Origin of the sequence: Campylobacter gastrosuis (assembly GCF_030249845.1) — a bacterium.
Taxonomy (GTDB): Bacteria; Campylobacterota; Campylobacteria; order Campylobacterales; family Campylobacteraceae; genus Campylobacter_A; species Campylobacter_A gastrosuis.
Genome location: NZ_JANURM010000002.1, coordinates 154,483 through 167,474, shown reverse-complemented (window position 1 = coordinate 167,474; position 12,992 = coordinate 154,483). Strand labels below are relative to the sequence as shown.

General features: G+C 29.6%; 12 protein-coding genes. 11 read left to right on the top strand and 1 reads right to left on the bottom strand.

The features are described from left to right. Positions 1-56 precede the first annotated feature (56 nt). The 11 genes from NYG85_RS02785 to NYG85_RS02735 are packed head-to-tail and all read left to right on the top strand — an operon-like array spanning position 57 to position 12,025. Entirely contained in the window at positions 57-1,010 is a 954-nt protein-coding gene (locus NYG85_RS02785; RefSeq protein ID WP_284936956.1) for a Gfo/Idh/MocA family protein, read from the top strand. After that, positions 1,010-1,585: an acyltransferase gene (locus NYG85_RS02780; protein ID WP_284936955.1), complete on the top strand. Its 576-nt coding sequence runs from the start codon at positions 1,010-1,012 to the stop codon at positions 1,583-1,585. The genes NYG85_RS02785 and NYG85_RS02780 overlap by 1 nt, the downstream gene beginning before the upstream one ends. Before the next feature lie 2 nt (positions 1,586-1,587). Then, the gene (locus NYG85_RS02775; protein WP_284936954.1) at positions 1,588-2,676 is read left to right on the top strand and encodes a DegT/DnrJ/EryC1/StrS family aminotransferase; all 1,089 of its coding nucleotides are present in this window, start codon (positions 1,588-1,590) and stop codon (positions 2,674-2,676) included. Continuing rightward, positions 2,673-4,670 (top strand): acyltransferase family protein, encoded by a 1,998-nt coding sequence (locus tag NYG85_RS02770; protein WP_284936953.1) that lies wholly within the window; start codon positions 2,673-2,675, stop codon positions 4,668-4,670. The genes NYG85_RS02775 and NYG85_RS02770 overlap by 4 nt, the downstream gene beginning before the upstream one ends. An 8-nt stretch (positions 4,671-4,678) precedes the next feature. Next, positions 4,679-5,935 carry an oligosaccharide flippase family protein gene (locus tag NYG85_RS02765; protein WP_284936952.1) on the top strand — a complete coding sequence of 419 codons (1,257 nt, stop codon included), beginning with the start codon at positions 4,679-4,681 and terminating at the stop codon, positions 5,933-5,935. Positions 5,936-5,953: 18 nt separating this feature from the next. Further along, positions 5,954-7,069 carry an N-acetyl sugar amidotransferase gene (locus NYG85_RS02760; protein WP_284936951.1) on the top strand — a complete coding sequence of 372 codons (1,116 nt, stop codon included), beginning with the start codon at positions 5,954-5,956 and terminating at the stop codon, positions 7,067-7,069. Positions 7,070-7,084: 15 nt separating this feature from the next. Next, a complete protein-coding gene (locus NYG85_RS02755; protein ID WP_284936950.1) occupies positions 7,085-8,212 on the top strand; it encodes a glycosyltransferase family 4 protein in 1,128 nt (375 codons plus the stop codon). 1 nt (position 8,213) lies between these two features. After that, the gene (locus tag NYG85_RS02750; protein ID WP_284936949.1) at positions 8,214-8,954 is read left to right on the top strand and encodes a hypothetical protein; all 741 of its coding nucleotides are present in this window, start codon (positions 8,214-8,216) and stop codon (positions 8,952-8,954) included. Then, the gene (locus tag NYG85_RS02745; RefSeq protein ID WP_284936948.1) at positions 8,942-9,739 is read left to right on the top strand and encodes a polysaccharide deacetylase family protein; all 798 of its coding nucleotides are present in this window, start codon (positions 8,942-8,944) and stop codon (positions 9,737-9,739) included. Before NYG85_RS02750 ends, NYG85_RS02745 begins: the two co-directional genes overlap by 13 nt. Positions 9,740-9,761: 22 nt before the next feature. Next, on the top strand, positions 9,762-10,823 hold the full coding sequence (gene wecB / locus NYG85_RS02740) for a non-hydrolyzing UDP-N-acetylglucosamine 2-epimerase (protein WP_284936947.1): 1,062 nt from the start codon (positions 9,762-9,764) through the stop codon (positions 10,821-10,823). After that, on the top strand, positions 10,820-12,025 hold the full coding sequence (locus NYG85_RS02735) for a glycosyltransferase family 4 protein (protein ID WP_284936946.1): 1,206 nt from the start codon (positions 10,820-10,822) through the stop codon (positions 12,023-12,025). Before wecB ends, NYG85_RS02735 begins: the two co-directional genes overlap by 4 nt. Here NYG85_RS02735 and NYG85_RS02730 read toward each other — a convergent pair whose 3' ends face one another. Then, entirely contained in the window at positions 12,026-12,961 is a 936-nt protein-coding gene (locus tag NYG85_RS02730; protein ID WP_349252794.1) for a sugar transferase, read from the bottom strand. Between the last annotated feature and the right edge of the window lie 31 nt (positions 12,962-12,992).

Below are 12,992 nucleotides of genomic sequence, written 5' to 3'. Positions count from 1 at the left end.
AAAATAGTGTTTTAATTTATAAAAAAGTGATTGCAAAATCTAACTTGGAGGCTTTGATGAAAAATTTTGCTATGATAGGTGTAGGCGGATATATTGCGCCAAGACATTTAAAGGCGATTAAAGATACTGGCAATGAACTTGTTTGTGCGCTGGATAAAAATGACAGCGTCGGCATAATGGATAGCTTTTTCCCAGAAGCTAGTTTCTTTACGGAATTTGAAAGATTTGATAGACATCTTTACAAACTTCATAATACAGATAAAAAGATTGATTATATAGCGGTAACTACACCAAATTACCTTCACGATGCGCATATTAGATGTGCTTTAAGAAACGGTGCGGATGCGATTTGTGAAAAACCGCTTGTGCTAAATTTAAAAAATATAGATCAGCTTGAAACGCTCGAAAAAGAGACTGGTAAAAAGGTGCATAATATCCTTCAACTTAGACTGCACGAAAATATAATCGCGCTTAAAAAGAGGGTCGATGAGGAGTTAAAACAAAATCCAAATAAAATTTATGACATTGATCTTACATATCTTACAAGTCGTGGTAAATGGTATTTCATTTCTTGGAAGGGCGATGAGAGTAAAAGTGGCGGTATAGCGACAAATATAGGGGTTCATTTTTTTGATATGATTACTTGGATATTTGGCTCTGTTAAACAAAATATAGTGCATCTTAAAAAGCCTGATGCAAATGCTGGTTATTTGGAGCTAGAACACGCTAGGGTTAGATGGTTTTTAAGTGTAAATTATGATTATATACCTGATGATATAAAGGCAAAAGCTCAAAGAACATACAGAAGCATAACCGTTGATGGCAATGAGATAGAATTTAGTGGCGGATTTTTTGATTTGCACACTAAAAGCTATGAAGCAATTTTAAAAGGCAATGGTTTTGGGCTTGATACTGCTAGAAAATCAGTTGGACTTGTTTCGTATGTTAGAAATGCTGAAATTTCGTCTTTAACTGGCGACTATCACGAATTTTGCAAAAAGGTTTTATAATGTCCTTTTTTGCACACGAAAGTTGCTTTGTAGATGATAATGTTAAAATTGGCGATGGAACGAAAATTTGGCATTTTAGTCACATTCTAGGCGGTTCAAATATTGGCAAAAATTGCTCTTTTGGTCAAAATTGCGTAGTTGGACCAAATGTAAATATTGGCAATGGTGTTAAAGTGCAAAATAATATTTCTATTTATGAAGGCGTTGAGATTGAGGACGATGTTTTTTTGGGACCTAGTATGGTTTTTACAAACGTTATAAATCCACGTGCTTTCATCGTTAGACGAGATGAATTTAAAAAAACGTTGCTAAAAAAAGGTTGTTCTGTTGGTGCAAATGCGACGATAGTCTGTGGTGTTACGATTGGCGAGTATGCTTTGATAGGAAGTGGCGCTGTTGTAAATCGCGATGTAAAGCCTTATGCGTTAATGGTTGGCGTACCAGCAAAACAGATTGGCTGGGTGTCTCGTGCTGGAAATACATTAAAATTTGATAAAAAAGGCGTTGCTATTGACAAATTTGACAATAGTAAATATATGATAGAGAATGAAAATTTAATACTAATAAAAGAGTAAAAATGAAAATAGATTTTGCCAATTTGGCTTATCAGCACGAGCTTTATAAAGATGAAATAGAAAGTGCGATAATAAAAGTCGCTCGAAAATGTAATTTCATAATGGGCGATGAGATAACTCAGCTTGAAGAAAATTTACAAAAATACCTTGGCGTAAAACACGCAATAGCTTGCTCGAATGGAACGGACGCATTATTGCTTGCTTTAATGGCTCTTGGTATAGGAAGTGGCGATGAGGTTATAACTACTCCTTTTACATTTATAGCTACATCTGAAATGATTGCACTTGTTGGAGCAAAACCTGTTTTTGTGGATATTGATGAAAAAACTTACAATATTGACGCAGATAAGATAGAATCTGCTATTACTTCAAAGACAAAAGCCATATTGCCAGTCTCTCTTTATGGTCAGCCGGCTGATATGGATGAAATTTCAAAGATAGCCAAAAAACATAATCTAAAAGTTATAGTTGATGGGGCACAAAGCTTTGGCTCTACTTTTAACGGCGTAAAAGATTTAGCTCTTGGGGATATTGCTACGACATCATTTTTCCCAGCTAAGCCATTGGGTTGCTATGGCGATGGTGGAGCAGTCTTTACAAACGATGATATTTTGGCTCAAAAACTAAAATCACTAAGAATTCACGGGCAAAGCAAAAGATATCATCATCAATATATTGGTATAGGTGGGCGTTTGGATACCATTCAAGCGGCTGTTTTATTGGTAAAACTTTCTCATTATGAGAAGGATTTATCGCTTAGGCAAAGCGTAGCGACAAAATACACTAAAGCCTTAAATGGTAAAAATTTAATATTGCCTTATGTTAATAGTAGGACCACTTCTGCTTGGGCGCAATACTCGGTGCGTGTAAAAAATCGCGATGAAGTTCAAGCTAGGTTAAAAGATGCTGGCATTCCAACAGCTGTTCATTACCCAATGCCACTTCATTTGCAAGAGTGTTTTGCTTATTTGGGATATAAAAAAGGCGATTTTCCTATTTCTGAAATAGTTTCAAATGAAATTATGAGTTTGCCGATGAATCCATATGTCTCAGATAATGAGATTGGATTTATTATGGAGTATATTGATTGAAAATTTTTATACCAATTGAACATAGTTTAAAATATAATCCATCTCTTGATGGTTTAAGAGGTGTGGCTATTTTATTGGTGTTATTGTTTCATATTTGGCCAGAATACTTTTCATTTGGTTATGTAGGTGTTGATATATTTTTTGTATTATCTGGTTTTTTGATTACGCAGATTATTTATACAAAACTTGAAAGTAATACTTTTTCTTTCAAAGAATTTTATAGAAACAGAATTCGTAGAATTTTCCCAGCATTAATTATTGTTTTATTATTTACTATTTTGATTGGGTATATATTTTTGTTGCCATTTGAATTAAAAGAACTTGGTTTTCATATAAAATCATCTGCTTTTTTTTATGAAAATTTTAGACTAATAAAAGAGGTTGGGTATTGGGATGAGGCATCTCAATTAAAACCATTGCTTCATTTTTGGTCACTTTCGATAGAGGAGCAGTTTTATTTGTTGTGGCCAACTATTGTATTTGTTTTGTATAAGTATAGATTAAAATTAGAAGTTTGGCATGGTCTTTTGATTGTGTTTGCAATATTAATTTTGTTGTCATTTTTTTTGGATATTAATAAATTTTACCACACTATATCTAGATCTTTTGAGTTGGTGTTGGGTGGTATTTTTTTTGTTTTTTCATGTAAATTTAAAAATCTTACCGAAAGAATATCTAATTATAAAATATATTTATATGTGGTATTTTTACTCTCCATTTTATACTCGTTTAATAATACTAATTTTAATTTTTTAAATACTTTTTGTGTTGCTATTTCTACTAGTTTTTTAATTTTATACTTATCTTTTTTTCCTAAAACAACATTATTAAATAATAAATTTCTTATTTTTTTTGGACTAATAAGTTTTCCACTTTATCTTTGGCATTATGTAATTATAAGTTATGGTCATATTTTTGGCATAAACGTTAGTTTTTATGGCATTTTAATTATTTTTGTGTCCGTAATACTATCTTTTTTGGTGTATTATTTTATTGAGATTCAAGCAAGAAAACAAACAAGCTATATTTTTTCAGTTGTGTTGTTATTGATAGTTGTTTGTATTGGGCTATTTGGTAATTTTATAAAAAGTAAAAATGGTTTTCCATTAAGAGCTCATCTTGTGGATAATAGTAAATTTGAAGCACAGTTTATTAGAGATTCGTTTAAAAATGATGCAGGTATTTTGCTTGTTAACAAAGCATTGGGATATACCCCTACTAGTGAGTACATTAAAGCAACTTCTGATGATATAACTAAACAATTTATACTTATAACGGGTGATTCTCACGCACATACTTCGTATCCTGGTATTCAAGATAGATTAAAAACTCTTGGATATGAGACATTGCTTGTTTCAAATTCTAGTTGTCCGCCATACTTGGGGGGGGCAATGGGTAAAAATATTGATGATATTGCTATTTGTGAACAAAAAATAAAGGATATTTATAATTTACTTAATAATAAGTTAAATATATTAGGAGTGATATTTATAACTAGAGCAAATACTTATATGTATGATAGAGGTTTTGGCAAAATAGAAAATAATGAGCAACCATATAATTATCATCATATTGGGTTTTATAAGGATGCAAGCTATAATCACAAAGATATTTTTTTGCAAAGTATTGATAATACATTTGCTTTTTTTAATGATAAAAAAATAAAATTTTTTTATTTAATTGAGAATCCAGAGCTGGGTTTTTCTCCCAGAAAATGTCTTAAAAGACCATTTGGTTTTTTTGATAATAAATGCACTATTAATTTTCAGGCATATGTTCAAAGATCTAGCGAATATAGAAATTTTATACTAGAAATATCTAAAAAATATAACAATGTAGTTGTATTAGATCCGCTAAATATGTATTGCGATCAACAATATTGTTATGCTATAAAAGATGGTGTAATGCTATACGCAGACGATGATCATCATAGTGTGAGCGGTAGTTACATACAAGCTGATTATTTGATTAAAAATATAATTTTAAATAAGTAGATGTGTTTATGTTTAAGAGTGAATTTTTAAGAAATGCTTTTATCTTAATTGGTGGCTCGTCTGTTTCGCAGATGATCACTATTGCAATTAGTCCTATTTTAACAAGGCTTTATTCGCCTGATGATTTTGCTATTTTTGCATTATATATGGCAATAAGCTCTGTTCTAGCTATTTTTTTTACAGGACAATATGAAGCCGCTATTGTTTTACCTAAAAATGATAAAGTTGCTATAAATGTAGTATTTTTATCATTTGCATTATCTGTTTTTGGTTTTATTATTTTGCTAATTGTTATATTTGTCTTAAAAACTGAAATCTTAATATTTTTTAATATAAAACAATTGGAAGAATGGATATACTTAATTCCGTTTTCTGTCTTTATTATGTCTATATATAGCATTCTTAATTACTGGAATACTAGAAAAAAATATTATAAAAATATAAGTATTGCCAAGATATTGCAAAATTCTACTGCTGCTTGCTTGAATATAGTAATTGCTGTATTCAGCAGAAGTGGATTAGTGATGGGTCAGCTTTTTGGACAAGTTGTATTCTGTTGTGTTCTTGCGATTAAAGTTATTAAAAGAGATGAACGATTAATGCAGTATATAAAAATTTCTACGATAAGGTATGTTTCTAAAAAATACATACGTTTTCCAAAAATGAATATTTTAATTTGCTTAGCAGATTCTTTGTATAATGATGTCAAATATATTGTTTTTGGTTTAGTATTTTTGCCAAATTTTGTTGGACAAATATATATAGTATATAGAGTGCTTAATTTGCCTAGTGCCATTATTGGCACAAATATGGCAAATGCGTTATTTCAACATATGTCCGCTTTAGATTGTAATACTAGACAAAATAATATATTAAACAAGATTTTTAGAGTTTGGTTTTTTTTGATGGCAATTGCTTTTTTGCCGTGTCTTTTTATTTATTTTTATGGTGAAGTTATATTTGTCTTTATTTTTGGAGAGCAATGGTTTTTAGCTGGGAAAATAGCATCTATTTTAATTTTTGGCATATTTTTTGAATTTTCCATTTTTCCGTTTTTTAAAATATTTTATACATTTAATAAAAATGGATTATATTTAACTTGGGAAATTTTAAGGGCATTTATAGTATTTATCCCATTGTTTTTATTGTATTTTTTTGGTTTTAATGATGATGCTATTCTTTATAGTTTATCTTTTTCTACGGCTATAAGTTATGGTTTGTTGTTTATGTTATTAATAAAAGTTGCAAGAAAGATAGATAATTAAATTATTATTGGAGACAAAATGAGTATAGAATATAAAATTTGTAAAAGATGCGTAATGGATAGCTCTGATCCTGCGATAGTTTTTGATGAAAATGGCTATTGCAATTATTGTAACGAAGCATTAAGACAAAAAGAGACTACGTATTTTCCAAATGAGCTAGGCGAACAAAAATTAAAAGAGATGATTGAAAAAATCAAAGAGCAATCGAAAGATAAAAAGTATGACTGCTTAATGGGAATTTCTGGTGGGCTTGATTCATCATACTTAGCGTATCTAGGGCATAAATGGGGTCTTAGAATTTTGGCTGTTCATATAGATGATGGCTTTGATACTCAAATATCAAAAGACAATATTAAAAAACTATTAAGTGCGTGTAGATTTGATCTTGAAATAGTAAAGCCCGATGCAGAGCAGTTTAACGATCTTACAGTGTCTTACTTTAAGGCAAATGTGCCGGATGTAGCTATACCGCAAGATAATGTGCTTTTTGCGTATTTATATAAGTATGCAAAAGAGTATAATATCGGTTTTTTTCTATCAGGCGGAAATTTTGCACTTGAAAGTATTTTACAAACTGGAAATTCTTGGAATGCATACGACCTTGTAAATTTAAAGGATATACATTTTAAATTTGGAACCAAAGGTATAGATAAATTACTTTTTATGTCAGACTATACAAAATTTAAAAATAAATTTTTGTTAAATATTAAGACTTATAGACCGCTTAATTATATAGATTATAATAGAGACAGGGCTCTTAAAGAGCTTAATGAATTTTGTGGTTTTGAATATTATGGTAGCAAACATTTAGAAAATGACTTAACTAAATTTATACAGCAGTATTGGTTTTATGAAAGATATAATGTAGATAAACGAAAATCTCATCTATCTTCAATGATAATATCAAATCAAATGAGTAGAGAAGAGGCTTTGTTAGAGCTTTCAAAGCCACTTTATGATAAAGATGATATGCAAAAAACTAAAAATGAAATTCTTAAAAAACTAGGTATCACAAATGAAGAGTTTGATAGCATATTAAAAGAAAAACCAAAACAACATTATGATTATGCGACAGATTGGTTTATTGTATATACTAGAAAATTTTTTAGCAGATTGCTTAAATTACTCAAATAAGAAAGTCGCAAAATAATGTCAAAAATAGCGCACTTAACATCGGTTCATCAAAGATATGACACTAGAATTTTTTTGAAAATGTGTAGTTCGTTGGCTAAAAATAAAAATTATAATGTTTTTTTAGTCGTTGCAGATGGACTTGGTAATGAGATAAAAAATAATGTTAATATAATAGATATAGGCAAAAGAAGCAATGGTAAATTTAATAGAATTTTAAAAATGCCAAAAAAAATACTACACAAGGCCATTGAGCTAGAAGCTGATATTTATCATATTCACGATCCTGAGCTTTTAACTATCGCTTTAAATTTGAAAAAAAATGGAGCAAAAGTTATTTTTGATTCTCACGAAAATGTAACCGAGCAAATTTTAAGCAAAGAGTATATACCAAGTTTTTTAAGAAATGCAATTTCTAAAATATATTCTTTATATGAAAGTTATGTTTGTAAAAAAATAGATGCAATAGTTACAGCAACTCCTCACATTAATGATAAATTTTTAAAAATTAATAAAAATTCGGTAAATATTAATAATTATCCTATTTTAGGAGAGTTATCAAATGATATTTTATGGAGCGAAAAAAAAGATGAAATTTGTTATGTTGGTGGCATTACTAAGATAAGAGGCATTATACAAATACTTGAGGCTATGAAATATGTTGATTATAAACTCAATCTAGTAGGCTCATTTGATTCTGATGATCTTAAAAATATCGTTGAAAAAACTATTTCAGAACTAAATGGGGGGGGGTATGACAAGGTGAAATATTTTGGTTTTTTAAATAGAAAAGAAGTAAGCGATGTATTAAGCGTATCAAAAATCGGACTAGTAACGCTTACGCCAATAATAAATTACATAAATTCTTTGCCTATTAAGCTATTTGAATATATGAGTGCTGGACTCCCAGTTATAGCTTCAAATTTTCCGTTGTGGATTGATATTGTTGAGAAAAATAAATGTGGAATTTGTGTAGATCCTTTAAACTCAAAAGAGATAGCAAATGCTATAAATTTTATAATTCAAAACCCAGAAGAAGCTGAAAAAATGGCTCAAAATGGCAAAATGGCAGTTTTAGAAAAATATAATTGGGATATAGAAGAGAAAAAGTTGTTTCAAATTTATGATAAGTTAGCAGGGGAATGATATGAGTCTAACCAAAATAGTATCACAAGTTATAGAGATTTTAAAGATACCTAGGGCTAGAATTTCTTTTAAAAATTATGATCAAAATACAAAAGATAATTATATAAAAGTATATAATTATTTTACGAAAAGACATAGATTGAAGATTGTTAGAAATAAGACCATTGGTGTAATGCTTATTGATATAAATGCTTTTTCTGCTTTTGAGGAATACTATAAGTCTATAAATGGTAAAAATTCTGCTGCGTATTATCATAGAAAAGCTATTAATCGAGGGTATAAATTTATACAAATAGATAGAAACGATTATGTAGATGATATATATGAAATTAATACTTCTGCAGAATATAGACAAGATAAAAAAATGACTAATTCTTATTTGCAAAAAATAGATAAATTTGAGAATTTGTCTAATTATAAATATTTTGGTGTTATAAATCAAAATGGTAAGTTGTTATCATATATATGCCTTGGATTTTATGGAGAATTTTTAATATACGATCAGCTTTTAGGGCATAATAATTTTTTGAATGATGGGATAATGTATTTAATGGTTATTGAATTAAATAGATTAATTTTTAATGAGCATCAAAAGTTAACAAATTTTAACGAATATAAAATGTGGAAAGATGTTAGGTATATTATGTATGATACATTTTTTGGAGCAAGTGATGGTCTTAAAATGTTTAAGAAAAAATTAGGTTTTGCTCCTTATAAGGTTCAGTGGATATGGGAAAAATAAAAAAAGTAATAAATAGGATTTATGCAGATTTTATAATGCCATCTAGATTAAATGAATATGAAGTTTTAATTAAAAAAAGTCTAGATCAAAATTATATACATTTAAGTGTTATAGAGTATTATGAAGCACTTTTAGATAATTTGTTAGATCAAAATGCAAAGTATTTTGTTCATAGGCATGATATAGACACGGATATTAAGACAGCTAGATATTTTTTTGAAATAGAAAAAAAATATAATATAAAAGCTAGTTATTACTTTAGATTATCTACTTTAGACTTTAAACTTATGAAAGAGATTAGTGACTATGGAAGTGAAGCCAGTTATCATTATGAAGAGATAGCTCAGTTTTGCAAGGACAACCACATAAAAAATTCACAGAATATTTATAAAAAACTAGAAAAGATAAAAGATATTTTTTCTAGCAATTTTTTATTTATAGAAAAAAACTTAGGTTATAAATTAAAAAGCATTGCAAGCCATGGCGATTTTGTTAACAGAAGGCTAAAAGTTATAAATAATGAAATTATAAACGACATATGTTTAAGAGATAGATTGGGAATAGTATTGGAAGTGTATGATGATAAATTTAAAAATAGTTTTGATATGTACATTAGTGATAAGCCATATCCGATTTATTATAGCCCTATGAATATTTTTGATGTTATTGAAAAAGAAGAATGCCGAAGGATTTGCATGCTAACACATCCTAGACAGTGGCATGCTAACTTCAAGGTAAATTTTTGTGATAATATAAAAAGAATTTATGAAGAACTAAAATGGTAATTTTGACAAGTAAGGAAAATAAATGAAAATTTTAACCATTCTAGGTGCAAGACCGCAGTTTATAAAAGCAGGAAATTTAAGTAGAGAGCTAAAAAAGTATGACGGCATAAGAGAAATTATAGTCCATACTGGACAGCATTATGATGCAAATATGAGTGATATTTTTTTTGAACAAATGCAAATACCAAAACCTGATTATAAGCTTAACTCCGGAGGTAAAACTCACGCGGCGATGACTGCGGATATTATGTGCGGGGTAGAAGAGATAGCTATTAGAGAAAAACCTGATTTTATCGTAGTTTATGGCGATACGAATTCAACCCTAGCCGGTGCCTTGGTGGCTTCAAAGCTTCACATAAAATTAGCTCATATTGAAGCTGGACTTAGAAGCTTTAATATGCTTATGCCAGAAGAGATAAATAGAATTTTAACTGATAGAGTAAGCAATATTCTGTTTTGTCCTACCGATGTGGCCGTGCAAAATTTAAAAAATGAAGGCTTTGATAGATTTGAGTGTAAAATCATAAAAAGTGGCGATATTATGCAAGATGGAGCGATGTTTTATAAAAAAATAGCCAAAAAACCAAGCATAAAAATTAACAATAATTTTATACTTTGCACCGTTCATCGTGCGGAAAATACAGACGACAAAACTAGATTAACGGCGATATTTACAGCATTAAATGACATTGCTACCCAAAAACAAATCATTTTGCCACTACACCCTAGAACAAAAAATATCATCAAAAATTTAGATATAGACATTTCTAATATAAGCGTTATAGAGCCTGTTGGCTATCTTGAAATGGTTTGGCTTATTGATAACTGCGATTTTGTTATGACTGACAGCGGAGGACTGCAAAAAGAGGCGTTTTTCTTTAAAAAGCCTTGTTTGACTTTGCGTGATGAGACCGAGTGGGTTGAGCTTGTAAAGTGTGGTGCAAATAAACTCGTTGGAGCGGATAAGAATAAAATTTTATCTAACTACGAGCTTATTAAAAATGGATTTCATTGTGATTTTGAGCTTGATCTTTATGGTGGTGGCAAAGCAAGCGAGATTATAGCAAAAGAGCTAATAAAATGAGTAAAAGCATAGTTTTTATTGGTCATTATAGTGGTGGCAAACAAGATTTTGATACGAGACATTACTTTTTTGCAAAAGAATTAGCTAGTCTTGGTTATAAGACAACTATCATAAATGCGGCTTTCTCACATAGAATTCACGATGCAAAGGTTATAAATGAGCCATTTATAGCACACTCCGATGGTGATATAAAATTTTTTAGTATAAAAACACCATTTTATAAAGGCAATGGTTTTGGTCGTATAGTTAATATGTTTGCTTTTGTCATAAATCTTATTAGGAATACAAAGAAAATTTTAAAAGAAATAGGGCATATTGATACTATTGTAATGGCAACACCACAGCCTTTTACTATATTTGCAGCAAAATTTATATCACATAAGACCAAAGCCAAGCTAATTGTTGAGATTAAAGACATTTGGCCACTTGAAATTATTGAACTTGCTAATGTTAGTAAATTTCATCCATTTGTGCTTTTGCTTACCATAATAGAAAAAATTATATATAAATTTCAAGATAAACTTATTTCTCCACTTGCTAATATAAATGAATATTTTTCTAATATAAAAACTACTAATAATGCGGTTTATGTTCCAACTGGGCTTGATATAGGGTATTATGATAGTATAAAGTTGGATTTTGTAGATAATAGATTAAAGGATAAATTTATAGTTGGTTACATTGGCGGTTTAACGGCTTCAAATTGTATTGATATTTTGCTTGATGTTGCTTGTGAATTAAAAGAACAATTCCCAAATATTATTTTTTTAGTTGTTGGCAAAGGTGCTCAAAGAGATTATCTTATAGGCAAATACGCATCTAGTAATATTATATTTTTTGACTCTGTTCCAAAGAGTGAAGCTTTTAAGATAATGACAAAGTGTGATATTTTGTATAAATCATCACCTGATTTGAATTTTTATAAATACGGTTTATCTCCATTAAAAATTAATGAGTACATGTATGCCAAAACCACAATAATTCACGCTTTTAATATTGAGAAGCTTGATATGATTAAAAAGGCAAATTGTGGATTAAGTATAAAAACAAATGATAAATTAGCCCTAAAGGAGGCTATTTTAAAAATTTACAATATGTCAAAAGATGAGCGAGATAAACTTGGTCAAAATGGATGGGATTATGTAAGACAAAATTTATCCTATGAAAAAATAGTTAAGGAGTTTTTAATTCCTGTACTTTAATTATGTTCCTTGCTTTTTAATCACAGTCAAAATAGTCTTTATTATCGTCCTTGCTTCAAGCCAAAGCGACCAGTGTTTTATGTAGTAAAGATCATACATTAGCTTTTGTTTTGCGTCGTAGGCGTTTTCGCCGTAAGGGTAATTTACCTGCGCCCAGCCAGTTATGCCTGGTCTAACTAGGTGCCTCTCGTTGTAGTAAGGTATCTCTTTTTCATAGTTTTTAACAAGTATGTCCCACTCAGCCCTTGGGCCAATAATATGCATATCGCCTTTTAAAACATTTATGTATTGCGGTATCTCATCAATTCTCATTTTTCGCATAGTTTTACCAAATTTAAAAACTCTATCATCGTTTTTGCTTGTGTATGGATTATGATAGGAATTTTCGTGCATTGTGCGAAATTTATAGCATTTAAAGGTTTTGGTGTTTAGCCCAACCCTATCTTGCACGAAATAAATCTCTCCGGGCGACTCTTCATCTATGCGTTTTTTGACATAAAATTTTATAAAAAAGTTTATCAAAAATAGCACACCTCCGCCAAAATAGTCAATCACTCGCTTTAAAAACAGCTCAAAAGCATTATACGCCCTGATATCGCTTAAAAAATTTAGATCCCTATCGTCATCTGGAATATAGCATTTTTGCAGGAATTTTTCTAAAAAATTTTCAATCGTGATGATTTTGATATTTCGCTTTTGAAGCCGAAATTGCAAGAGAGTTAGGTATTTTATGGTATTTTTGTCTATATAAATCTCTATATTTAAGACTATAAATTGATAATTATTAAGAGCTAAAATCCCCTCTATCTCTTTTCTGACCTCTCTTGTTTTTTTGCCATCATATTTGACAAAGGTTATCTCTTTAAATGTTTGTTTAAGATTTTTTTTATCAATTTCGTTAAAAATATATTTACTACCAACCACTAATATAGACAAAATATCAATCCTTTCTTAATGACATTATACT